The sequence below is a fragment of the Roseateles agri genome, from assembly GCF_034043675.1.
Lineage (GTDB): Bacteria > Pseudomonadota > Gammaproteobacteria > Burkholderiales > Burkholderiaceae_C > KK5.
In genome coordinates, this window is record NZ_JAXCLA010000005.1 from 114,220 (window position 1) to 136,647 (window position 22,428).

Here is a 22,428-nt window from a genome sequence, read left to right on the forward strand (position 1 = left end):
CCGAGGTCGCGGCTTCCGGGCCGTGAGGCAGTGCTTACCAGAGGCGGATGCGCTCGCCGGCCGGCTTGAACATCTTGTCGCCTTCCTTGGTGCCGAAGGCCTCGTGGAAGCCGTCGTGGTTCACCGCGGCGCCGTCGGCGCGGAACTCGCCGGGCGAGTGCGGGTCGATCGTCAGCAGCTGCAGCTGGCGCGCTTCGCGGGTCTTGGTGCGCCAGACCTGCGACCAGCCGATGAAGAAGCGCTGCTCGCCGGTGTAGCCGTCGATCACCGGCGCGGGCTTGCCGCCCAGCGAGTGCTTGTAGGCCTTGTAGGCGATCTGCAGGCCCGACAGGTCGGCGATGTTCTCGCCCAGCGTCAGCTTGCCGTTGACGTGCTTGCCGGCGATCGGCTCGTAGCCGTCGTACTGGGCCACCAGCTTGGCGGTGATCGCGTCGAAGGCCTTGCGGTCGGACTCGGTCCACCAGTTGCGCAGCTTGCCGTCGCCGTCGTACTGGCTGCCCTGGTCGTCGAAGCCGTGGCTGATCTCGTGGCCAATCACGGCGCCGATGCCGCCGTAGTTGACCGCGTCGTCGGCGGCCATGTCGAAGAACGGCGGCTGCAGGATCGCGGCCGGGAAGACGATCTCGTTCATCGCGGGGTTGTAGTAGGCATTGACCGTCTGCGGCGTCATGCCCCACTCGGTGCGGTCCACCTTCTTGCCGACGCGCACGGCCTGGCGGTCCCACTCGAAGCGGCCCGCGCGCTCGCGGTTGCCGACCGGGTCGCCGGCCTTGACGACCAGCTTGGAGTAATCACGCCAGACATCGGGATACCCGATCTTGGTCGTGTACTTGGCCAGCTTGTCCTGGGCCTGGGCCTTGGTCTCGGGCGACATCCAGGTCAGGCCGTCGATCGAGGACTTGTAGGTGGCCAGCAGGTTCTGCACCAGCTCCTGCATGCGGGCCTTGTAGGCCGGCGGGAAGTAACGACCCACGTAGACCTTGCCGACCGCCTCGCCCAGCGCGCCGTTCAGCTCGGTGATGCCCTTCTGCCAGCGCGGGCGCTCTTCCTTCGTGCCGGTGATGGCCGTGCCGTGGAAGGCGAAGCCGGCGTCGCGGAAGGCCTTGGGCAGCACGTCGCTGGACTCGTCCAGCACGCGCAGGCGCAGGTAGGCCTTCCATTGCTCCAGCGGCTTGTCGGCCAGCAGCTTGGCCACGGCTTCAGCCACTTCCGGCTGGCCGATGTAGAGCTTGCTCGGGTTCGACAGGTGGGCGGCGTCGAACATCGCCGTCCAGTCCAGGCCTGGGGCCTTGGCCTGCAGCTCGGCCAGGGTCATCGGGTTGTAGTTCTTCACCGGGTCGCGCAGCTCGACCTTCGGGCGCTGCACCTGGGCGACGGCGGTCTCCAGTGCCAGCACCGCCTTGGCAGTGGCGGCAGCGTCCTTGTCGCCGGCCAGGGTGCCCAGCGTGGTCAGGTAGGTCTCGTAGTCGGCGCGGGCCTTGGCCATGCGCTCGTCATCGGTCTTCAGGTAGTAGTCGCGGTCGGGCAGGCCCAGCGCGCCCTGCCAGGCCACGGCCGTGTAGACGGTCGGGTCCTTGGCATCGGTGTCCACGCCCAGCGCCATCGGCGTGCTGAACGAGCCCTGGGCATGGCCCATCCAGGTGGCCAGTTGCTTGGGCGTCTTGATCGCGTCGATGCTGGCCAGCACGGCCTTCACCGGCGCCAGGCCGGCCTTGTCGATGGCGGCGGTGTCGAGGTAGGAGCCGTAGAAGTCGGCGATCTTCTGCTCGACGGTGCCGGGCTTCTGCTTCTGCTTCACCAGCTCGTCGACGATCGTACGCACGCGCTGGTCGGACAGGTCGCGCAGGCTGATGAAGGCGCCGTAGCTGGACTTGTCGGCCGGGATCTCGGTCTTCTTGACCCAGTCGCCGTTGACGGCGCTGAACAGGTCGTCCTGGATCCGGACGCTGGAATCGAAGCCGGCCTTGTCGACGCCGGAGGTCAGGGTCTGTGCGTGGCTCATGCCCGCCAGCGTAAGAGACAGCACCAGCGGTGCCAAGCGGAAAGCCTTGGAGAATTTCATCGACTCACATCCTGTATGGGTTCCGGGCGCGTCGGAGCCGCGCCGCAAAGCGGTGCAGGGTAGTGGAAGTGAAAAGGGCTGACAACATGGCTTTCGTCATGCTGTCATCCCGGGTCGCTACACGAGGCGGACTATTTCTTCAGCGGCTCGACGATCGGGAAATCCGGCGTGAAGTTGTCGAACATCGCGAAGAGTTCACCGAACTTGCGCACGTCGCCCTCGGGCTTGACGAGGCCCTGCTGCATCAGCTCCGGCAGCTTGGCACGGCCGAGCAGGAACTGGTTCAGTGCGTCGCGGGTCAAGGTCAGGCCGGCGTCGGGCTTGGCTGCCAGCCGGCCTTCGACCCAGGTCAGGGCCGAGTTCTCCAGGTTCATCGTGAACTGCTGCTTCGTGTCGGTGAAGTTCCAGTTCAGCACCAGGCGCTTGCCCTCGGCCTTGGCAGCGTTCAGGCGCACGCCGAGGAAGTCGAAGAACAGCTCCAGATTGACGGCCTTCAGCGTGTCGGCATTCAGCGTGCTGGGCGGCGGGAGCTTGGGCACGCCCCGGCGCAGCTCCTGCGCGCCGCTGAGGTAGGCGCCGCGCCAGGTGCCGGCCTCGGCCTGGTAGCCGAGCTGTTCCAGCGCATCGGCCGCGAGCTGCCGCGCGGCCTGGTTCGTCGGGTCGGCGAACACGGCCTGGCTCATCACGCTGGCGACCCAGCGGTACTCGCCCTTCGCGTAGTCCGCGCGGGCCTTGGCGAGCACGGCGTCGATGCCGCCCATGTACTCGATCTGCTTCTTCGCCTCCTCGGACTGCGGCAGCGGGTTCAGGTGCGCGGGGTTGGCGTCGTACCAGCCGAGGTACTTCTGGTAGATGGCACGGGTGTTGTGGCTCAGCGTGCCGTAGTAGCCGTGAGCAGTCCATTCCTTCTCGAGACTGGCCGGCAGTTTCAGCGTCTCGGCGATGTCGCCGGGCGTCCAGCCCTCGTTGAGCAGGCGCACCGTCTGGTCGTGCATGAACTTGTAGAGGTCGCGCTGGACGACCAGGAAGTGGTCGACGCCGGCCGTGCCGTAGACGGGCCAGTGGTGCGACATGATCAGCGTGTCGGCCTTGGCGGCATAGCGTTCGCGCACGTCCGAGATGTAGCCCGACCACTTGTTGGCATCGCGCACCTCGGCGCCACGGATCGTGTAGACGTTGTGCATGTGCTGCGTCGTCACCTCCGCGGTGTCCAGCACGCGCTGCTGCGGGAAGTACATCATCATCTCGGCCGGCGCCTCGGAGCCAGGGGCGAGGATGAACTCGATCGGCACGCCGTCGATCACCTGCTCCGGCGCCTTGGCGGTGATGACGTCGGTCGGCGGGATCAAGGTGAGCGCGCCGCGGCTCAGCGCCTTGCCCAGGCCGGTGTCGACGTGGCCCATCGACCCCGGCGGCAGCAGCGCGCCAAACTGGTAGGCCGCACGGCGGCTCATCGCATTGCCGGCAATGATGTTCTCCGCAATCGCCGTCTCCATGAAGCCGTCGGGCGCGTAGATCCTGACCTTGCCGGCGGCCACCTCCTCATCGCTGGTCACGCCCTTGACGCCGCCGAAGTGGTCGGCATGGCCGTGGCTGTAGATCACCGCGACGACAGGCCGTTTCGGCCGGTGCTGGTAGTACAGCTCCAGGCCCGCGCGGGAGGTCTCGGCGGTCAGCAGCGGGTCGATGACGATCAGGCCGGTCTTGCCCTCGACGATGGTCATGTTGGCCAGATCCAGGCCGCGCAGCTGGTACATGCCGTCGGTGACCTTGAACAGGCCCGAGATCGCGTTCAGCTGCGCCTGGCGCCACAGGCTCGGGTTCACAGTCGGCGGAGCGTCGCCACTCAGGAAGTCGTACGCGGCCATGTTCCACGCGGGCGCCGGACCCGTGCCTGCGATCACATTGCCCGGGATGCCGGCGATGAAGCCGCGGCGGGCATCTTCGAAGGACTGCTTGTCGGCCCAGGGCAGCGTGGCGCCGAAGTCGGCGTTGGCCCGCACGGTCGCGGGCTCGGCGGGCTTCGGTGCGGTCTGTGCGCCGGCGGAACTCAGCAGGGCCAGCAGCACGGCGCCGGCGATCAGGGTCGGGGTCATCCTCGTCATGTCTCTCGTCTTTCCAGGTGGATGCAATTCAGGCCGCGGCCAGCGCCTTCTGACGGGCGTCTTCGCGGATCATCGTGGCGGCCTTCTCGCCGACCATGATGGTCGGCGCGTTGGTGTTGCCGCCGATCAGCGTCGGGAAGATCGACGCATCGCAGACGCGCAGGCCCTCGACACCACGCACGCGCAGGCGCTCATCGACAACAGCCATGCCGTCATGCGCCGGGCCCATCTTGCAGGTGCCCACCGGGTGGTACTGCGTATCGGCACGGGCGCGGATGTCGGCCTCCAGGCCTTGCAGGTCGTCGGCGCGGGTCGGGTGGAGTTGCTTGCCACGCACGCCGTCGAAGGCCTTCGATTCCATGATGCGCTGCTGGATCTGCACGCCGCGCAGCAGCGTCGGCAGGTCGCGCTCGTCGGACAGGAAGCGCGGGTCGATCAGCGGCGCGTCGTTCGCGTCGGTGCTGGCCAGCGAGACGGTGCCGCGGCTGTAAGGGCGCATCAGGTCGACGTGACAGGAGATGCCGTGGCCCAGGTGCATCCGGCGCGCGTGGTCGTCGACGATGCCGATCACGAAGATCAGCTGCAGGTCGGGCACCCGCACCTCGGGCGCGGAGCGGATGAAGGCACCAGCGCCGGCATAGCAGGTCGTGATCAGGCCGGTGCGCTGCTTGCGCCACTCGGCCATCGCCTTCAGGATCTTGGGGCCGGCGCGCAGCGAGATGCCGAAGGTCTCGGTGTCGCTGGGCACGCGCCAGTTCTGTACGTGGTCGATGTGGTCCTGCAGGTTCTTGCCGACGCCGGGAAGGTTCGCCACCGTCGCGATGCCCAGCTTCTGCAGTTCGGCGCCCGCGCCGATGCCCGACAGCATCAGCAGCTGCGGCGAGCCGAAGGCACCGGCCGACAGCACGACCTCGCGCCGCGCCCTCACCCGCCGCTTCTCGCCGGCCTGCGTGTACTCGATGCCCACGGCGCGGCGGCCCTGCATCAGCACGCGCTGGCTGGTGGCGCGGGTGACGACCTTCAGGTTTCGCCGCGACAGGTTCGGCGTCAGGTAGGCCTTGGCGGCGCTGCAGCGCTCGCCGTTCTTGTGCGTCACCTGGTACATGAAGGAGCCGAACTGCTCGGCGCCGTTGTAGTCGGCATTGGGCGGAATGCCGTGGGCGGCGGCGGCCTCGAGGAACAGGTCGTTCAGCGGGCTGTGGAAGTTCTGGTAGGTGACGTTCAGCGGGCCGCCCTGACCGTGGAACTCGTCGTGGAACTGCTCGTTGTGCTCCGACTGGCGGAAGAAGGGCAGCACGTCCTCGTAGGACCAGCCCTCGTTTCCGAGCGCGGCCCAGTGGTCGTAGTCCCAGCGGTTGCCGCGCACATAGAGCATCGCGTTGATCGAGCTGGAGCCGCCCAGGGTCTTGCCACGCGGCTGGTAACCGCGGCGACCGTTGAGGCCCGGTTGCGGCACGGTCTTGTAGGCGTAGTTGTTGAGCCTGGTCGGCAGCAGCGCGACGACACCGGCCGGCGCGTGGATGAACACGCTGTTGTCGGGGCCGCCGGCTTCGAGCAGGCAGACGCTGACCGTCGGGTCTTCGCTGAGGCGCGCGGCGATCACGCAGCCCGCGGAGCCACCGCCGACGACCACGTAGTCGAATTCGTTGTTGTTGCCCATGTCGTCCTCAGGCGATGAACCGGATCAGCTTCAGCATGAATGCGAAGACGCGGCCATAGGGCGGGTACAGCAGCGGGATGCCGCTGAGCGAGGACTGGACGAACACCGGCTTCTCCTTGCTGAAGGCGCGGAAGCCGTGCTCGCCGTGATACGCGCCCATGCCGCTGGCGCCGACGCCGCCGAAGGGCTGCGACTCCTGGCCGATGTGCCAGAGGCAATCGTTGATCGTCACGCCGCCGGCGATGGTGTTGCGCAGCACCTGCTCGCGTGCCGCGCCGTCGCTGCCGAACCAGTAGAGGGCCAGCGGCCGCTCGCCGGCGTTGATCCTGGCGATCGCTTCCGCGGTGCCGGAAACCTCGACGATGGGCAGCAGCGGGCCGAAGATCTCCTCCTGCATGATCTGCATGGCTGGCGTCGTGTTCAGCACGGCCACGGGCGCGAACTTGCGCGAGCCCGGCGGCGTCGCGTCGTCGCTGAGCGGGACGATGGTCGCGCCCTGGGCCTTCGCGTCGTCGACGAGCTGCTGCAGGCGGGCGCGGTGGCGCGGCGAGATGATGGCCGTGTAGTCGGGGTTGCTCTCGATCGTCGGGTACATCTTGGCGACCTCAGCCTTGAGCGCTTGCGCGACGGCGGCGCCCTGCCCCGCCGGCACCAGCAGGTAGTCGGGCGCGATGCAGGTCTGGCCGGCGTTCATCAGCTTGCCGAAGGCGATGCGCGGGGCGATGGCCTTCAGGTCCGCCGAGCGATCGATGATGCAGGGCGATTTGCCGCCCAGCTCCAAGGTCAGCGGCGTCAGGTTCGGCGCCGCCGCGGCGGCCACCTTGCGGCCGACGGCGGTGGAGCCGGTGAACACGAGATGGTCGAAGGGCAGCGCGCAGAAGGCCGCGCCGAGCTGCGCATCGCCGCAGACGACGGCGATCTCCTCGGGCTTGAAGAACTTGGCGACCAGCTTTTCCAGCAGCGCCGCGAAGGCCGGCGCCAGCTCAGAGGGCTTGATCAGCACGCGGTTGCCGGCCGCGACGGCGCCGATCGCCGGGCCGATGCTCAGCTGCAGCGGGTAGTTCCAGGGCGAGACCACGCCGACGACGCCCAGCGGCTGGCGCATCAGGCGGTTACTGGCCGGCAGATAGGCCAGCGAGGTGCCGGGACGACGGGTCTTCATCCAGCCCCGCAGGTGACGCTTGGTGTGGGTGATGCTGGTGCTCAGCACGCCCACCTCGGCCAGCAAGGTCTCGTGCGCCGAGCGGTTGCCGAAATCTTGCGAGATCGCCTGGACGAAATCGGCGGCATGCTCGTCCAGCATGCGCGCGATGCGGTCCAGCCGGTCGATGCGCACCGCGCGGTCGGGCGTCGGATCGGCGCCGTGTGCGGCGCGTTGCGCGGTCAGAAGGCTGGCGGCGGTGGCCTCGGGGGTCAAAGCGTTCATGGCGGGCATCTCCTCCTCGCGGGGCGAGCGTTTCTTCTGTAGGCATGGCGGTGCGCAGCCCTTACCCTTGCTGGTGCGCGGGCCGCCATGAGAAACCCGAATGGTGCGCAGGCGCACGAAAATCGGCTATGACCGGCGATGCCACGTTCATGACATTGAGTGCCAACTCAGGGTTTTCCCAGCAAGGGACTACCCGCAAACCGACGATTCACGATCGCGTCTTCCCGGTGCATCCGTTCGCGGGCGTGCTGGCCGTCGCGCAGGAGCAGGACTGGACCGATCCCGCGCTGTTCCCGAGCTTCACCGCCGGCAGCGGCGCGGGCCTGCCCACGCAGCCGTATTGCAGCTACGCCGAAGCGCGCGAAAGCCTGCAGCGGGCGCTGCACCACCATCACAGCCTGGAACTGGCAATCCTGTCCGGCGCGCGCAAGTCGCTGCCGCATCTCGGCGTGATGGGCCTGGGCCTGATGTCGCATGCAACCTTGGGCGGCTCGCTGGAATTCGGCATGCGCTACCAGCTGGTAGCCGGCTCGATGCTGCAATTGCGGCTGGCGCAGGACGGCGCGGAAGCGGCCATCGTCGCGGACGAGTTGTTCGACGATCCCGAGATGCGGCCCTTCCTCGCCATCGACCACCTGGCCACTGCGCTGAACAGCATCCGCCAGGTGACGATGGCGCCGCTGGGCGTGCTCAAGCGCGTGGAATTCGCCTTCGACGCGCCGGGCTTGCGCAGCGGGCTGCAAGACCTGTTCGGCGCGCCGGTCACCTTCGGCGCGGCCTGCAACCGGATCGTCTTCGACGCTTCGCATCTCGCCCTGCGCCTGAATTTCCACAACACCGCCAGCGTCGAGATTTCGCGCCAGGCCTGCGAACGGGAACTGGCCGCGCGCGGCCTGGGCCAGGATGGCAGCGGCCTGCGGGATCGGCTGTTCGACGCCGAGGGTCGTCTGCTGCCGCTGCCGGCGGTGGCGGCCTCGATGGGCCTGAGCCTGCGCTCGCTGCACCGCGCCATGGCGCGTGAAGGCATCCGCTACTCGGACCTGCACGAGCAGCAGGGTCGCCAACGCGCCGAGGGACTGCTTTTGAGCGGCATGCCGACCAGCGCGGTGGCGGAAGCGCTGCAGTTCAGCGATCAGCGCAGCTTCGTGCGCGCGTTCGAGCGCTGGACGGGCTCGAGCCCGGCGGCGTGGCGGAAGCTGCGATCGGCCTGAGAGGGGCGATCAGGCGGTCAGCCCGGCATCGGGCTTAGGTTCCTCGCCGGTCTCGTTGTAGGCCTTGGCCTTCTCCAGCGACGAAGGGTAGTGGCGGAAGTCGTAGACCTGCTGCTCGAAGACGGTGACCTTGCCGTCCTTGTTGCCGTCCGCTGCCTGGAAGGTCCAGTCCGGCTTGACCGTCTGAGCCGCCGCTTCCTGGGTGGCAGCCTGCTCGGAGATCGTCACGGTGGCGGCCTCATCGTTCGTGCTGCTCGCGGGGGCTGCGGTGGTTGGGGTGGCTGTGACAGGCGTGGAGACAGCAACCGCTGCGACGCTATCGTCGGCGGGTGCATGGCGGGCCGCTGCCGTGCTGGTACTGGCAGCAGTGGTGCTGGTAACGGCAGGAATCATGGCAAACCTCCACAAAAACGACCGCCGACCGAGGCGCTTGCGCCATGCCGACGGCCCGGGCTGGCAAGGCTGCCCGGCAGTTCATGAGTCCTTATCGGCGCGATCGCGCGCAACTTTAGGGTTCCGCGATGCAAGAAAAAAGCCCGGTACGAAGATTTCGTGCCGGGCTTTGCTTTATTTGGTAGGCGCGATTGGATTCGAACCAACGACCCCCACCATGTCAAGGTGGTGCTCTAACCAACTGAGCTACGCGCCTGGGGCCTTCAGCAGTTCAGATCTTCAAAAAACTAAGCCCGGCAATCTCATGATCTGCCGGGCAACGTGTTCCCGTCAATCTGGTAGGCGCGATTGGATTCGAACCAACGACCCCCACCATGTCAAGGTGGTGCTCTAACCAACTGAGCTACGCGCCTGCTGAAGCTAGCAGTATATGCCAGTTTTCATGAGGCCGACAAGAAGTGCGGCCTCGCACGTCTTCTATTTCCGCCGGGCGGACTTCACGCCGGAGACCTGCGCCACGCTGCGCAGCACCTGCGCGAGCCGACCGGAATCGGCCACTTCCACCGTCAGGTTCGTCAGCGTGGCCTCGGCCGTCTTGGTGGACTGGGTGTTCACCGCGCTGACGTGGAACTTCTCCTTCGCCAGCACTTCCAGCACGTCGCGTAGCAGGCCCGGCCGGTTCGTCGACTCGATCACCACGTCCACCGGATAGACCGGCGCGCCCTTGCCGCCCTGCCCCGCATCGCCACCCCATTCGACGGCGATGACCCGCTCCGGCGCGCGCTGCGCCATCTGGCGGAAGTTCGTGCAGGCCGCACGGTGGATGGCCACGCCCTTGCCGCGGGTCACGTAGCCGCCGATCTCGTCGGGCGGTGCCGGCCGGCAGCAGCGAGCCAGATTGGTCAGCAGCGAATCGACGCCGACGACCAGCACGCCGCCGCGCGGCGCCGCGCCGGCCGACCCGCCCGAGCGCTGATTGCGGCGCTGGGCCAGCAGTTCGTCCTCATCCGGCTCGGGCGCCGGCGGGCGCAGCAGCAGTTCGATGTTGCGCAGCGAGAACTCGTCCTTGCCCACGACCTCGAACAGCGCGTCCGCGCTGCGAAAACCCAGCCGCGAAGCCAGGTCATCGAGCTTGATGGCCGTCTTGCCCTCGCGCTGCAGCAGCTTTTCGACCAGTTCCCGACCCTTGGCCACCGTCTGCGCCAGAGCGAGGTTGTTGAACCAGGCACGCACCTTGGTGCGCGAACGCGAGCTCTGCAGGTAGCCGAGCTCCGTGTTGAGCCAGTCCAGCGACGGACCGCCCTCCTTGGCCGCGATGATCTCGACCGTCTGGCCGTTCTGCAGCCGCGTGTTCAGCGGCACCATCTGGCCGTCCAGCTTGGCGCCGCGGCAGCGGTGGCCCAGGTCGGTATGCACCGCGTAGGCGAAGTCGATCGGCGTGGCGCCGGCCGTCAGCTCGACGATCGAGGCCTGCGGCGTGAACACGTAGATGCGGTCGTCGTAGACGCCCGGCTCGGCCGATTCTGCGCCTTCGCTGAAATCCCGCTCCCAGGCCAGCAGTTGGCGCAGCACCGCCTTGCGCGCCTGGGCCACCTGGTCATCGCTGGCGATGATGCCCGCGTAGCCACGCGCACCGGCTTCCTTGTAGGCCCAGTGCGCGGCCACGCCGTGCTCGGCATGCTCGTGCATCTGGCGCGTGCGGATCTGCACCTCCATCGGCCGGCCGTCGGCAGCCAGCACCACCGTGTGCAGCGACTGGTAGCCGTTCGGCTTGGGCTTGGCGATGTAGTCGTCGAACTCATCGGGCACCGGGGTGTAGCGCTCGTGCAGCCAGCTCAGGGCGGCATAGCACTCGGCCACGTCGGCCACGACGACGCGCAGCGCGCGCAGGTCGAACACCCGCTCCAGCGCCAGCGCCTTGCCCTGCATCTTCTTGTAGATGCTGTAGAGGTGCTTGGGCCGGCCCTGCACCTGCGCCTCGATGCCATGAGCCGCCAGGTCTGCCTGCAGTTGCGCCCGCACCGCCTCGACACCAATCTCGCGCTCGGCCCGCTTTTCATCCAGGGCCTTGGCGATCTCCTTGTAGCGCTCCGGCTGCAGGAAGCGGAAGGCCAGGTCCTCCAGCTCCCACTTGATCTGCCAGATGCCCAGCCGGTTCGCCAGCGGCGCGAACACCTGCTGCGACTCGGCCGCCACGCTCTGCGGACACGGCGTCTTGCTGGCGGCGAACCAGCGCAAGGTCTGCAGGCGTGAAGCCAGGCGCAGCAGCACGACGCGCAGGTCGCGCGAGAAAGCCAGCAGCATCTTGCGCACCCGCTCGGTCTGCTGCGCGCGCTGCTCCTGGCCGACGTGCTGCGCCTCGCGTGCGGCGCGCTGGATCTGCACCAGGCGGCGCGTGTGCATCACCAGGCTGGCATAGGACTCGCCGAAGGCCTTGCTGACGATCTCCTCGGGCTTGTTCAGGTAGTCGCCGGCATAGACCAGGTAGCTCGCCGCCTGCATCGCCGGCGCGGCACCGATGCCGGCCAGGATCGCGGCCACGCCGTCGGCATGGGCCAGCGCGTCTTCGCCGGTCTCGAGCGCCTGGCCGGCCAGCAGCGGCTCGGCGAACGCGCGGGCGCGCTGGACGGGCGAGACGTCCTCGCCCGCCGTCTCGACATCCATCAAGGCAACGATCGGCGCAGTCGCTTCCTCGGCGCCCGCCTGCAGTCCCGGGCTCGTCTTCATGCGCCGCCGAGGAACTCCCGCACGACGGTGATCTGGTCGGCATGGACCAAGGTCGGCGCGTGGCCGACACCGGGCAGCTCATGCAGCCGCGCGCGCGGGCCGCGCTGCGTCATGGCCGCGGCGGTGTCGACGGTCAGCAGGTCCGACTCGGCGCCGCGCAGCAGCAGGGTCGGGCAGGTGATCGCGTCGTAGGCCTTCCACATCGCGGCCTCGCCGGCGGCGGCGATTTCGGCGGTGACCGCCTTGAACGGCAGCGCCATCGACGGGTCGTAGTGCAGCAGGAACTTGCCGTCGCCATCGGGCCGGAACATCGGCGCCGACAGCGCGGCCCACTCTTCGGCCGTGTGCGGCCCGAAGCTCTTCGAGATCGTCCACAGGTACTCGGTGCCCTGCTCGATCGAATCGAAACGGATCGGCTGGCCGAGATAGGTGCCGATGCGCTGGATCGCCTCGCAGCGGATCGCCGGGCCGACGTCGTTCAACACCAGCCGGCGGATCGGGCTGCCGGGCAGCGAGGCCAGGCCCATGCCGATCAGCCCGCCCATCGAGGTGCCGACCCAGTCGACCTCGATCGCATCGAGCCGGGCGAGCAGCGTGACCATGTCCGCCATATAGGCGGGGATCTGGTAGCCGGCCGGATTGGCGAGCCAGTCCGATCGGCCGCGGCCGGCCACGTCCGGCGCGATCACGCGGTAGCGATCGCTCATTGCCTGCGCCAGGGCCGCGAAGTCCAGGCCCTGCCGGCTCAGGCCGTGCACGCACACCAGCGTCGGCGGATTCGCCAGGCCGCCGGTGTGTTCCCACTGCCAGTAGGCCATCTTGTGCAGGCCCGCGGGGCCCAGGCACTGCACGCGCTTCAGGGTCGGTTCGGCCATGGTCTCGCTCCCTCTGATTCCTCTGATGCCGGACTCAGCCGAGTTCCTTCTGCGACTGGATCACCTTGGACACGATGCCGTAGCTGATCGCTTCGTCGGCGCTCATCCAGAAGTCGCGTTCCATGTCGGCCGTGACCGTGTCCAGCGGCTTGCCGGTCTGCTTGGCGATGACGCGGGCGATGCGCTCGCGGGTGCGCAGGATCTCCCGGGCCATGATGGCGATGTCGCTGGCCTGGCCACCGGCGCCGCCGGCCGGCTGGTGGATCATGAAGCGGGTGTTGGGCAGGCACATGCGGCGCTCCTTCGGCGGCGCGAGGAAGATGTGGGCGCCGGCGCTGGCAACCCAGCCGGTGCCCAGCGTCGTCACCGGCGCGCGGACGAAATTGATCATGTCGTGGATCGCGTCGCCGGATTCGACGTGACCGCCGGGCGAGGAGATCAGCATTGTGATCGGCGCGTCCGAGTCGGCCGACAGCGCCAGCAGGCGCCGGCACACCGCCTGGGCCAGCGTGTCGTTGATCTCGCCGAACACCATCACGAAGCGCGACTTGAAGGCCAGTTGCTCTTCCAGGCGGTCGAGCTTGTCGCTGGCCGCAGCAGGCTTGTCGTTTGCCTCGTCCTTGCCGAGATGGAATTGCATGGGGATCTCCTGTTGCGATGAATCGAAAAGATGGACCCATTGTTGCGCAAGCCGCTCACCCCTCGCCGGCGGACCAGTTTGTTACCAAGCTGTAACGGTGCCCGGGCAGGCGCGAAAACGGTCCGAAAACACGCTCACAATCGCCCCTGTTACAAATTCAGGAACGGGTATGAACAGCAGCACAGGTGCCACGACCAACACACGACAGAACCGCATCCTCGTGGTGGACGACGACGCGCGCATCCGCGATCTGCTGCGCCGCTACCTCACGCAGGAAGGCTTTGACGTGCTGCTGGCCGAGGATGGCAAATCGCTGAACCGCCAGCTCACCCGCGAGACGGTCGACCTGATCGTGCTTGATCTGATGCTGCCCGGCGAGGACGGCCTGACGATCTGCCGCCGCCTGCGCGCCGCCAACGACAACACGCCGATCATCATGCTGACGGCCAAGGTCGAGGAAGTGGACCGCATCGTCGGCCTGGAGGTCGGCGCGGACGACTACCTCAGCAAGCCCTTCAACCCGCGCGAGCTGCTGGCCCGCATCAATGCCGTGCTGCGCCGCCGCCCGGCACTGGAAGCGCCCGGCGCGCCGGCCAAGGAACCGATGACCGTCAACTTCGGCCCCTTCGAGTTCGACCTGGCGCTGCGCCGGCTGACCAAGGACAGCGAGCCGCTGCCGCTGACCACCGGCGAGTTCTCGATGCTGAAGGCGCTGGTGCGTCACCCGCGCCAGCCGCTGTCGCGCGACAAGCTGGCCCAGTTGGCGCGCGGCCGCGAGTTCGAACCCTTCGACCGCAGCCTGGATGTGCAGATCTCGCGCCTGCGCAAGCTGCTGGAAGCCGACCCCGCCCAGCCGCGCTACATCCAGACCGTCTGGGGTGTGGGCTATGTCTTCGTGCCGGATGAGGCTGCCTGATCCCTGCGCGACCTGAGCTGACGTGGCACGCCCACACCTTGCGCTGAATCTTTTCTGGCGCACGTTCGCCCTGCTCGCCGTGCTGCTGGCCGGCGGCGTGCTGGCCTGGCAGCAGACCTTCAAGGCGCTGGAGGCGGAGCCGCGCGCGCTCGAAGCCGCACAGCAGCTCGCCGGCCTCGTCAACCTGAGCCGCGCCGCGCTGGCCAACACCGACGCGATCAACCGCGTCGCCGTCATCAGCTCGATGGGCCAGCAGGCGGTGCAGGTCCGGGTGGCCGAGTCGCACGACCGCTGGCAGCCCTACGACATGAACCCGTTCGCCACCCGGCTGGCCCAGCAATTGCGCAGCGAGCTCGGTCCGGGCACCGTCGTAGCCAGCAGCGTCAATGGCGACACCGGCCTGTGGGTGCGTTTCGATGTCGAACGCGACAGCTACTGGCTGCAGACCAGCGCGGCGCCGCTGTCGATCTCCTGGTCCACCAACTGGTGGTGGATCGCCGTGGCGCTGGCCGGCACGGCCGTCGGCTCGGCCTGGATCGCGCGGCTGATCAACAACCCGCTGCGCGAGCTGAGCATCGCCGCCGGCCGCATCCGAGAGGGCGAGTACGACTCGCACCTCGACGAGCACACCCGCACCAGCGAGATCCGCGAGGTCAACATGGGCTTCAACCGCATGGCCCGCGAGCTGGCCAAGATGGAAGAGGACCGCACGGTGATGCTGGCCGGCATCTCGCACGACCTGCGCACGCCGCTGGCGCGGCTGCGGCTGGAAGCCGAGATGAGCGTGCAGGACGACCAGGCGCGCCAGTTCATGGCGCAGGACATCGACCAGCTCGACGCCGTCATCAACAAGTTCATGGACTACGCGCGGCCCAGCGACATGCAGTTGGAGCCGGTGCTGCTGGCCGACGTCGTCGAGCGCGAGGCGCAGGGCTTCCGCGATCCGCAGCAGATCCGCATCCTTTGCGACGTGCCGGTGGACGTGAAGGTCTGGGCCGACGAGACCGAACTCGGCCGCATTCTGCTGAACGTGTTCGAGAACGCGCGCCGCTACGGGCACGGCCCGGAAGAGGCGACGCGGGTGGAGGTCAGCGTCGCCCACGGCGGCCCCTGGGTGCACCTGCGCATCCGCGATCACGGGCCGGGCGTGCCGCCCGACAAGCTGGCGAGGCTGACCACGCCCTTCTTCCGCGGAGATGCTGCGCGCACGGCGGCCAATGGCGCGGGCCTGGGCCTGGCGATCGTCGACAAGTCGGTCCAGCGCCTGGGCGGTCAGCTGGACATCAGCAACGCCGAAGACGGCGGCCTGCTGACGGTGATCAGGCTGCAGCGGGCGACTTGATCAAGAGCGCGACGGCGCGCGCCTCGATCGCCCTACCCTCGCCCACCGGGCCCATCTTCTCGGCCGTCTTGGCCTTCACGTTCACCTGACCGGCCTCGATGCCCAGCACCTCGGCCAGGCGCGAGCGCATCGCGCCAATGTGAGGCGCCATCTTCGGCGCCTGGGCGACGATGGTGGTGTCGATGTTGACGATGGCCCAGCCCGCCTCCTTCACGCGCACGTAGGCAGCGGCCAGCAGCACCATCGAATCGGCGCCCTTGAACTCCGCCGCCGTGTCCGGGAACAGCTTGCCAATGTCGCCCAGCGCCGCGGCGCCCAGCAGCGCGTCGGTGATCGCGTGGGCCAGCGCGTCGGCATCGGAATGGCCCAGCAGGCCGTGCGTATGAGGGATCGTGATGCCGCCGAGGATCAGCGGGCGGCCCGTGACGAGCTGGTGCGTATCCCAGCCCTCGCCAATGCGAATGTTCATGTGCGGCTTCGGAGCAAACGTTCGGCCAGCGCGAAATCGGCCGGCCAGGTGACTTTGAGGTTTTCAAGGGCGGCCTCGACCAGCAACGGCTGATGGCCCAGCGCCTCGATCGCGCTGGATTCGTCGGTGACCTCGTCGCCGGCCTGTGCCAGCGCCTGCTGCAAGGTGCCCAGCCGGAACATCTGCGGCGTCTGCGCGGCCCACTTGGCCTTGCGGTCGAGCGTGCCGGTCACGCGGCCATTCCCCGACTGCTTCAGCGTGTCGGCCACCGGCAGCGCCAGCAGCCCGCCGACCGGGTCATCCCAGCAGGCCTGGATCAGCTTCTCGACCCAGCGCGGCTGCACCAGGCAGCGCGCCGCATCGTGTACCAGCACCCAGTCGTGCGGCTGCGCGCCGTGGGCCTGCAGTTCGAGCAGGCCCTTGGAGACGCTGGCGGCCCGCGTCGCACCGCCGCAGCGTGCAACCCAGGCACGCGCACCGCGAAACTCGGGCACGGCGTTCTCGAACAGCGTGTCCTGCGGCGACAGAACGACCAGCGTCGCCGCCAGCTTGGTCACGCGACTCAGCGCGGCCAGCGTGTGCGTGATCATCGGCCGGCCGGCAATGGGCACGTACTGCTTCGGACGGTCGGCGCCGGATCGCGCGCCGATGCCGGCCGCGGGAACCAGGGCGAAGCAGCGGGGCTGCAGGCCGGGGATGGGAGTCGTCATGGTCCGCAGTCTACAATGCATCGCAATTGCATCACAGGAGAGATTGCGATGAAGACCGCCACGATTCCTGCCGTTCGCGTCGAGCCGGAATTCCGCGACGAGCTCGAAAGCATGCTGGACGAAGGCGAAACGCTGTCCGCCTTCGTCGAGAAGGCCTTGCGCGAAAGCCTGCATCGACGGCAGACGCAGGCCGAGTTCGTCAAGCGCGGCATCGCTGCCCTGGACCGCTACAAGACGGAGGGCGGTCGGACCTACACCGTCGATGAGGTCGTCGCTGAACTCCGTGCCAAAACCGCGGCCGCTAGGGCTGCCAAGGCCTAGCGGCAAGGATGAGCTACGAAGTCCGCTTGCTGCCCGAAGCCATGGAAGACCTGGCACGGCTGCACGACTACCTGCTCGAGCGGGAATTGGCGCGCGACGGTGACCTCGACTATGCGGATGAAGCCGTCAACGCCATCCAGGCCGGTCTGTCCATGTTGGGTCGGACGCCGTTCAGTTGCCGCAAGTGCGCCGGCAGTGCATTCTTGCGCGAGTTGGTGATCCCGTTCGGCCGCACCGGCTACGTCGCCCTGTTCGAGATCGTGTCCAGCACGCTCGTCCTCGTCTCCGCCATCCGCCACCAACGCGAAGATGACTATCACTGAACTGCGCCAGCGCCTGCGCGCCCTCGGCGCCGTGCCCCTGCACGAAGAGCGCGTGCTGCGCCAATGGGTGCAGGCGAAACCTATCGTCAGCGACAGCCAGCGCTGGTTCACCGATTTCTTCCCGCTGACCCTGCGCGAGGCCATGCCCGGCATCGCGGAAGAGTTGGGCGGCATTGCGCGGCTCCAATCCAGCCATCCGGGCGAAGATGGCTCGGCGCGCCTGCTCGTCGAGCTGCGCGACGGCCAAGCCGTGGAAAGCGTGCTGCTGCCGCGCGACGGGCTGTGCGTGTCCTCACAGGTCGGCTGTGCCGTCGGCTGCCAGTTCTGCATGACCGGGCGCGAGGGCCTGATTCGTCAGGTGACCAGCGCCGAGATCGTCGCCCAGGTGGCGCTAGCGCGGACGCTGCGGCCGGTGAAGAAGGTCGTGTTCATGGGCATGGGCGAGCCGGCGCACAACCTCGATCACGTGCTGGAAGCGATCGAGCTGCTCGGCAGCGCCGGCAACATCGGCCACAAGAACCTGGTGTTCTCCACCGTCGGCGATCCGCGCGTGTTCGAGCGGCTGCCACTGGGTGTCGTCAAGCCCGCGCTGGCCCTGTCGCTGCACACCACCAAGCACGAGCTGCGCGAGCGCCTGCTGCCCCGCGCGCCGCGGATGAGCCCGGACGAACTCGTTGAGCAGGGCGAGGTCTATGCCCGCAAGACCGGCTATCCGATCCAGTACCAGTGGACCCTGCTGGACGGCATCAACGACGGCGAGGACGAGATCGAAGGCATCGTGCGCCTGCTCAAGGGCAAGTACGCGCTGCTGAACATGATCCCGTACAACACGATTCCCGACCTGGACTTCAAGCGCCCGAGCTGGGACAAGGCCCGCGCGATCGCCCGCACGCTACACCAGCGAGGCGTGCTGACGAAGCTGCGCGACTCGGCCGGGCAGGACGTGGATGGTGGCTGCGGCCAGCTCCGGGCCCGCGCCGAGAAGCCGATCCGTCTCGTCGCCAAGAACGCCGCTCAGCGCACGCCGCTCGCCGGCTGAACCAAGGTGCCGCTGGCCGCGCGCCAGTCGTAGTCCATCTGCCGGGCGGTGCGCCGCGCCAGCTCCGGCGTGGCCAGCTCGGCCACCAGGTGCAGGCTCAGGTCGATGCCGGCCGAGATGCCGGCCGAGGTGAACAGCCGACAGACGCCGCCGTGGTGCACTGCCGGCTTGGCCTCGACCCAGCGCTGGTTGACCAGCACCTTGACCAGCGAGCCGGAGTCGTGCGAGACGCGGCGGAGATCGTCGATGTCCTCCCAGTGCGTGATCGCCTCGCGCTCGTTCAGGAGGCCCGCTTTCTCCAGCAGGAAGGCGCCGGTGCAGACGGAGGCCAGCACCTTGACCTGCAGGCTCTGCGCCATGATCCAGTCGGTCAGCCGCGGGCGGTCCAGCTCGGCCGTCACGACACCGCCGGGGACGATCAAGACGTCCAGTTTCGGATGCTCCGCCAGCGTGTAGTGCGGCAGCACCTGCAAGCCGGCGCGGGCGCGCACCGGATCGGGCGTGGCCGCCAGCAGCAGCACCTCGAACGGCGCATTGCCGCCGTCGCGCTGGATCAGGCGGGCCGCGGTGGAGAACACCTCGAACGGCCCCGCGAAATCCAGCACCTCGACCTCGTCGAACACATAGATGCCCACCTGCATTGCCATGACTTGATCACTCCTGCCACGCAGCATGCCACGGCTCCCTACAATCGCCGCAAGCCCCGCTTCCGGGGCTGCATTCATTTGTACGACGACTCGAGATGCAGCTGCCCGCCATCCTCCCCGGCAAGAAGTTCTCCCAGCCCAAACCTCCAGGTTCAGCGGATGCCCTGCTGCTGGCGCGCTATGCCGTGCAGCAGCTGGAAGCCGGGCGGATCACCGCCATCGTCACCGCGGAGCCGGGCGACACGCAGCGCCTCGAAGACGAGCTGAAGTTCTTCGCGCCGCAACTGCGCGTGGCCGTTTTCCCCGACTGGGAGACGCTGCCCTACGACACCTTCTCGCCCCACCAGGACCTGATCTCCGAGCGCCTGGCCACGCTCTGGGGCCTGCTGCAAAGCCGCGGCAAGCCGGCGGACCAGCGCGACGTGGACGTCGTGCTGATGCCGGCCACGACGGCGCTGGTGCGCCTGGCCCCGCCGTCCTTCCTCGCCGCGACCACCTTCAACTTCAAGCAGAAGCAGCGGCTCGACGAGGCCTCGCTGAAGGCGCAGCTGACGCTCGGCGGCTACACCCACGTCAGCCAGGTCGTCTCACCCGGCGAGTACGCGGTGCGCGGCGGCCTGATCGACCTGTTCCCGATGGGCTCGCTGGTGCCTTACCGCGTCGACCTGTTCGGCGACGAGGTCGACTCGATCCGCACCTTCGACCCCGACAGCCAGCGCAGCCTCTACCCGGTGCCGCAGGTGCGCCTGCTGCCCGGCCGCGAGTTCCCGATGGACGAGGCCTCGCGCAAGGCCTTCCGCTCGCGCTGGCGCGAGAAGATGGACGGCGACCCGACCAAGGCGCGCATCTACAAGGACATCGACTCCGGCATCGCCACCGGCGGCATCGAGTACTACCTGCCGATCTTCTTCGAGGAAACGGCGACGATCTTCGAATTCCTCGGCGAAGGTGCCGCGCTGGCCCTGCACGGCGAGGTGGACGAGTCGCTGAAGCGCTTCTGGACCGACACCCGCGAGCGCCACCGCTTCATCCAGCACGACCCCGAGCGGCCCATCCTGCCGCCCGAGGACATCTTCCTGAAGCCGGAGGACTTCTTCGCGCTGACGCATCCGCACGCGGTGCTGTCCGTGCGCGGCAGCGAGGCGGTGGACTACGCCCGGCCGCTGCCCGACGTCAGTGTCGAACGCGGCGCACAGGAGCCGCTGGCCCGCTTTGCCGCGCACCTGAAGAACACACCCAGCCGCGTGCTAATCGTGGCCGAGAGCGAGGGCCGGCGAGAGAGCCTGCTGGAGCTGCTGCGCGACAACAAGATCGATCCGCCCTCCGTCGCCGACCTTGAAGCCTTCGAAGCGAGCGACGAAAAGTTCGCGATCACCGCCGCCCCGCTGGCCAGCGGCTTCCTCTGGCGCGAGCCCGAAGCTAACCGTGAAATTCAGCTGATCACGGAAACCGAGCTGTTCGCGACGACGCCCACCACGCGCCGGCGCCGCAAGCAGGAACAGGTCAGCGACGTCAACGCGCTGATCAAGGACCTGTCGGAGCTGAAAGTCGGCGATCCGGTCGTTCACGTGAACCACGGCATCGGCCGTTACCAGGGCTTGCTCAACATCGACCTGGGCGACGGCCCCAGCGAGTTCCTGCACCTGGAGTACGCGGACAAGGCGACGCTCTACGTGCCGGTGGCGCAACTGCACCTGATCAGCCGCTACACGGGCGTCTCGCCCGATGAGGCGCCGCTGCACAAGCTCGGCTCCGGCCAGTGGGAAAAGGCCAAGCGCAAGGCCGCCGAGCAGGTGCGCGACACCGCCGCCGAGCTGCTGAACCTCTACGCCCGCCGTGCCGCCCGCGAGGGCCATGCCTTCCGCTACTCCGGCCACGACTACGAAGCCTTCGCCGCCAGCTTCGGCTTCGAGGAAACGCCGGACCAGCGCGCCGCGATCCACGCGGTGATCCAGGACATGATCTCGCCCAAGCCGATGGATCGCCTCGTCTGCGGCGACGTCGGCTTCGGCAAGACCGAGGTCGCCCTGCGTGCCGCCTTCGTCGCCGTCATGGGCGGCAAGCAGGTGGCGCTGCTGGCGCCGACCACGCTCTTGGCCGAGCAGCACTACCAGAACATCGCCGACCGCTTCGGCAAGTGGCCGGTGCGTGTCGCCGAGATGAGCCGCTTCCGCTCCGCCAAGGAAATCAAGGCCGCGATGCAGGGCCTGGAAGACGGCACGATCGACATCGTCATCGGCACTCACAAGCTGCTGTCGGGCGACGTCAAGTTCTCGCGCCTGGGCCTGCTCGTGATCGACGAGGAACACCGCTTCGGCGTGCGCCACAAGGAGGCCATGAAGGCCCTGCGCGCCGAGGTGGACGTGCTCACGCTCACCGCCACGCCGATCCCGCGCACGCTGGGCATGGCGCTGGAAGGCCTGCGCGACCTCAGCGTCATCGCCACCGCGCCGCAGCGGCGCCTGGCGATCAAGACCTTCGTGCGCAGCGAGAGCAGCGGCACCATCCGCGAGGCCGTGCTGCGCGAACTCAAGCGCGGCGGCCAGGTCTACTTCCTGCACAACGAGGTCGAGACGATCGAGAATCGCCGCCAGAAGCTCGCCGAGCTGCTGCCCGAGGCACGCATCGTCATCGCCCACGGCCAGATGCCCGAGCGCGAGCTGGAGCGGGTGATGCGCGAGTTCGTCGGCGGCAAGCACAACGTGCTGCTGTGCTCCACCATCATCGAGACCGGCATCGACGTGCCCTCGGCCAACACCATCATCATCAGCCGCGCCGACAAGTTCGGCCTGGCGCAGCTGCACCAGTTGCGCGGTCGCGTCGGCCGTTCGCACCACCAGGCCTATGCCTACCTGATGGTGCCGGACGTGCAAGGCCTCACCAAGCAGGCTCAGCAGCGCCTGGAGGCGATCCAGGCGATGGAAGAGCTGGGCTCCGGCTTCTACCTGGCGATGCACGACCTGGAGATCCGCGGCGCCGGCGAGGTGCTGGGCGAACACCAGAGCGGCAACATGATGGAGGTCGGTTTCCAGCTCTACAACGAGATGCTCAGCGAAGCCGTGCGCTCGCTGAAGGCCGGCAAGGAGCCAGACCTGCTCTCTCCCCTGGGCGCCACCACCGAGATCAACCTGCACGCGCCCGCGCTGCTGCCGGACGCCTACTGCGGCGACGTCCACACCCGCCTGTCGCTGTACAAGCGCCTCGCCTCGGCCGAGAAGAACGAGCAGATCGACGCGATGCTCGAAGAGGTCACCGACCGCTTCGGCAAGCTGCCCGCCCAGGGCCAGACCCTCTTCGACACGCACCGGCTGCGCGTGCTGGCCAAGCCCTATGGCGTGGCCAAGGTCGATGCCGGCCCGGCGGTGATGAACATCAACTTCCGCCCCAACCCGCCGATCGACGCGATGCGCGTGATCGAGCTGGTGCAGAAGAACCGCAACATCAAGCTCGTCGGCAACGACAAGCTGCGCATCGACAAGGCGCTGAAGGACCCGAAGGACCGCGCCCAGGCCATCCGCGAGGTGCTGCGCCTGCTGGGCCAGCCCGTCAAGCAAGACTGAAG

The 22,428-nt window shown here is 68.1% G+C and carries 18 protein-coding genes and 2 tRNA genes; 7 read left to right on the forward strand and 13 right to left on the reverse strand.

Annotated elements, in window-relative coordinates:
- Window positions 1–34 precede the first annotated feature (34 nt).
- From SNE35_RS15970 to SNE35_RS15985, 4 genes are all read right to left on the reverse strand, one after another.
- A complete protein-coding gene (locus tag SNE35_RS15970) occupies window positions 35–2,062 on the reverse strand; it encodes a M13 family metallopeptidase (RefSeq protein WP_320423923.1) in 2,028 nt (675 codons plus the stop codon).
- Between the two features lie 131 nt (window positions 2,063–2,193).
- Window positions 2,194–4,158: an alkyl/aryl-sulfatase gene (locus SNE35_RS15975; RefSeq protein ID WP_320423924.1), complete on the reverse strand. Its 1,965-nt coding sequence runs from the start codon at window positions 4,156–4,158 to the stop codon at window positions 2,194–2,196.
- 37 nt (window positions 4,159–4,195) lie between these two features.
- The gene (locus SNE35_RS15980; protein ID WP_320423925.1) at window positions 4,196–5,827 is read right to left on the reverse strand and encodes a GMC family oxidoreductase; all 1,632 of its coding nucleotides are present in this window, start codon (window positions 5,825–5,827) and stop codon (window positions 4,196–4,198) included.
- Between the two features lie 7 nt (window positions 5,828–5,834).
- Window positions 5,835–7,253, reverse strand: a complete 1,419-nt coding sequence (locus SNE35_RS15985) for a coniferyl aldehyde dehydrogenase (RefSeq protein WP_320423926.1) — start codon at window positions 7,251–7,253, stop codon at window positions 5,835–5,837.
- 227 nt (window positions 7,254–7,480) lie between these two features.
- On the opposite strand from SNE35_RS15985, the gene SNE35_RS15990 reads away from it, so the two are divergent.
- Window positions 7,481–8,464, forward strand: a complete 984-nt coding sequence (locus SNE35_RS15990; protein WP_320423927.1) for an AraC family transcriptional regulator — start codon at window positions 7,481–7,483, stop codon at window positions 8,462–8,464.
- Window positions 8,465–8,473: 9 nt separating this feature from the next.
- Here SNE35_RS15990 and SNE35_RS15995 read toward each other — a convergent pair whose 3' ends face one another.
- From SNE35_RS15995 to SNE35_RS16020, 6 genes are all read right to left on the reverse strand, one after another.
- Entirely contained in the window at window positions 8,474–8,857 is a 384-nt protein-coding gene (locus tag SNE35_RS15995) for a hypothetical protein (protein WP_320423928.1), read from the reverse strand.
- Between the two features lie 179 nt (window positions 8,858–9,036).
- Window positions 9,037–9,113 (reverse strand) — tRNA-Val (locus SNE35_RS16000).
- A gap of 80 nt (window positions 9,114–9,193) precedes the next feature.
- A tRNA-Val gene (locus SNE35_RS16005) sits at window positions 9,194–9,270 on the reverse strand.
- A gap of 64 nt (window positions 9,271–9,334) precedes the next feature.
- Window positions 9,335–11,584: a RelA/SpoT family protein gene (locus SNE35_RS16010; protein ID WP_431312755.1), complete on the reverse strand. Its 2,250-nt coding sequence runs from the start codon at window positions 11,582–11,584 to the stop codon at window positions 9,335–9,337.
- The gene (locus tag SNE35_RS16015) at window positions 11,581–12,459 is read right to left on the reverse strand and encodes an alpha/beta fold hydrolase (protein ID WP_320423929.1); all 879 of its coding nucleotides are present in this window, start codon (window positions 12,457–12,459) and stop codon (window positions 11,581–11,583) included. The genes SNE35_RS16010 and SNE35_RS16015 overlap by 4 nt, the downstream gene beginning before the upstream one ends.
- Before the next feature lie 34 nt (window positions 12,460–12,493).
- A complete protein-coding gene (locus tag SNE35_RS16020; RefSeq protein WP_320423930.1) occupies window positions 12,494–13,099 on the reverse strand; it encodes an ATP-dependent Clp protease proteolytic subunit in 606 nt (201 codons plus the stop codon).
- Window positions 13,100–13,268: 169 nt separating this feature from the next.
- On the opposite strand from SNE35_RS16020, the gene ompR reads away from it, so the two are divergent.
- Both ompR and SNE35_RS16030 read left to right on the forward strand, forming a co-directional pair.
- Window positions 13,269–14,015: an osmolarity response regulator transcription factor OmpR gene (gene ompR, locus SNE35_RS16025; protein ID WP_320423931.1), complete on the forward strand. Its 747-nt coding sequence runs from the start codon at window positions 13,269–13,271 to the stop codon at window positions 14,013–14,015.
- 22 nt (window positions 14,016–14,037) lie between these two features.
- A complete protein-coding gene (locus tag SNE35_RS16030; protein WP_320423932.1) occupies window positions 14,038–15,357 on the forward strand; it encodes an ATP-binding protein in 1,320 nt (439 codons plus the stop codon).
- On the opposite strand, the gene ispF is transcribed toward SNE35_RS16030, so the two are convergent.
- Both ispF and ispD read right to left on the reverse strand, forming a co-directional pair.
- On the reverse strand, window positions 15,335–15,826 hold the full coding sequence (gene ispF / locus SNE35_RS16035) for a 2-C-methyl-D-erythritol 2,4-cyclodiphosphate synthase (RefSeq protein WP_320423933.1): 492 nt from the start codon (window positions 15,824–15,826) through the stop codon (window positions 15,335–15,337). The two genes, SNE35_RS16030 and ispF, sit on opposite strands and share 23 nt — an antisense overlap.
- Window positions 15,823–16,536 carry a 2-C-methyl-D-erythritol 4-phosphate cytidylyltransferase gene (gene ispD / locus SNE35_RS16040; RefSeq protein ID WP_320423934.1) on the reverse strand — a complete coding sequence of 238 codons (714 nt, stop codon included), beginning with the start codon at window positions 16,534–16,536 and terminating at the stop codon, window positions 15,823–15,825. Before ispD ends, ispF begins: the two co-directional genes overlap by 4 nt.
- 48 nt (window positions 16,537–16,584) lie before the next feature.
- Between ispD and SNE35_RS16045 the strand changes: the two genes are divergently transcribed.
- The 3 genes from SNE35_RS16045 to SNE35_RS16055 are packed head-to-tail and all read left to right on the forward strand — an operon-like array spanning window position 16,585 to window position 18,219.
- A complete protein-coding gene (locus SNE35_RS16045) occupies window positions 16,585–16,857 on the forward strand; it encodes a YlcI/YnfO family protein (RefSeq protein WP_320423935.1) in 273 nt (90 codons plus the stop codon).
- A gap of 8 nt (window positions 16,858–16,865) precedes the next feature.
- Window positions 16,866–17,180, forward strand: coding sequence for a type II toxin-antitoxin system RelE/ParE family toxin (locus SNE35_RS16050; protein WP_320423936.1), 315 nt, complete (start codon window positions 16,866–16,868; stop codon window positions 17,178–17,180).
- Entirely contained in the window at window positions 17,167–18,219 is a 1,053-nt protein-coding gene (locus tag SNE35_RS16055; protein WP_320423937.1) for an RNA methyltransferase, read from the forward strand. The genes SNE35_RS16050 and SNE35_RS16055 overlap by 14 nt, the downstream gene beginning before the upstream one ends.
- Here the strand turns inward: SNE35_RS16055 and SNE35_RS16060 are convergent.
- Complete coding sequence (locus SNE35_RS16060) at window positions 18,195–18,866, reverse strand: DJ-1/PfpI family protein (RefSeq protein ID WP_320423938.1); 672 nt, start codon at window positions 18,864–18,866, stop codon at window positions 18,195–18,197. The genes SNE35_RS16055 and SNE35_RS16060 overlap by 25 nt on opposite strands.
- Before the next feature lie 95 nt (window positions 18,867–18,961).
- On the opposite strand from SNE35_RS16060, the gene mfd reads away from it, so the two are divergent.
- On the forward strand, window positions 18,962–22,426 hold the full coding sequence (mfd, locus tag SNE35_RS16065; protein WP_320423939.1) for a transcription-repair coupling factor: 3,465 nt from the start codon (window positions 18,962–18,964) through the stop codon (window positions 22,424–22,426).
- The last annotated feature ends 2 nt before the right edge of the window (window positions 22,427–22,428 follow it).

Coding starts and splice junctions, on each gene's coding strand:
- SNE35_RS15975 (WP_320423924.1), bottom strand. CDS start 4,158: ATGACCCCGACCCTGATCGCCGGCGCCGTGCTGCTGGCCCTGCTGAGT.
- mfd (WP_320423939.1), top strand. CDS start 18,962: ATGCAGCTGCCCGCCATCCTCCCCGGCAAGAAGTTCTCCCAGCCCAAA.
- ispF (WP_320423933.1), bottom strand. CDS start 15,826: ATGAACATTCGCATTGGCGAGGGCTGGGATACGCACCAGCTCGTCACG.
- SNE35_RS16050 (WP_320423936.1), top strand. CDS start 16,866: ATGAGCTACGAAGTCCGCTTGCTGCCCGAAGCCATGGAAGACCTGGCA.
- SNE35_RS16020 (WP_320423930.1), bottom strand. CDS start 13,099: ATGCAATTCCATCTCGGCAAGGACGAGGCAAACGACAAGCCTGCTGCG.
- SNE35_RS15985 (WP_320423926.1), bottom strand. CDS start 7,253: ATGAACGCTTTGACCCCCGAGGCCACCGCCGCCAGCCTTCTGACCGCG.
- SNE35_RS15980 (WP_320423925.1), bottom strand. CDS start 5,827: ATGGGCAACAACAACGAATTCGACTACGTGGTCGTCGGCGGTGGCTCC.
- SNE35_RS15970 (WP_320423923.1), bottom strand. CDS start 2,062: ATGAAATTCTCCAAGGCTTTCCGCTTGGCACCGCTGGTGCTGTCTCTT.
- SNE35_RS16015 (WP_320423929.1), bottom strand. CDS start 12,459: ATGGCCGAACCGACCCTGAAGCGCGTGCAGTGCCTGGGCCCCGCGGGC.
- SNE35_RS15995 (WP_320423928.1), bottom strand. CDS start 8,857: ATGATTCCTGCCGTTACCAGCACCACTGCTGCCAGTACCAGCACGGCA.
- ompR (WP_320423931.1), top strand. CDS start 13,269: ATGAACAGCAGCACAGGTGCCACGACCAACACACGACAGAACCGCATC.
- ispD (WP_320423934.1), bottom strand. CDS start 16,536: ATGACGACTCCCATCCCCGGCCTGCAGCCCCGCTGCTTCGCCCTGGTT.
- SNE35_RS16060 (WP_320423938.1), bottom strand. CDS start 18,866: ATGGCAATGCAGGTGGGCATCTATGTGTTCGACGAGGTCGAGGTGCTG.
- SNE35_RS16010 (WP_431312755.1), bottom strand. CDS start 11,584: ATGAAGACGAGCCCGGGACTGCAGGCGGGCGCCGAGGAAGCGACTGCG.
- SNE35_RS16045 (WP_320423935.1), top strand. CDS start 16,585: ATGAAGACCGCCACGATTCCTGCCGTTCGCGTCGAGCCGGAATTCCGC.
- SNE35_RS16055 (WP_320423937.1), top strand. CDS start 17,167: ATGACTATCACTGAACTGCGCCAGCGCCTGCGCGCCCTCGGCGCCGTG.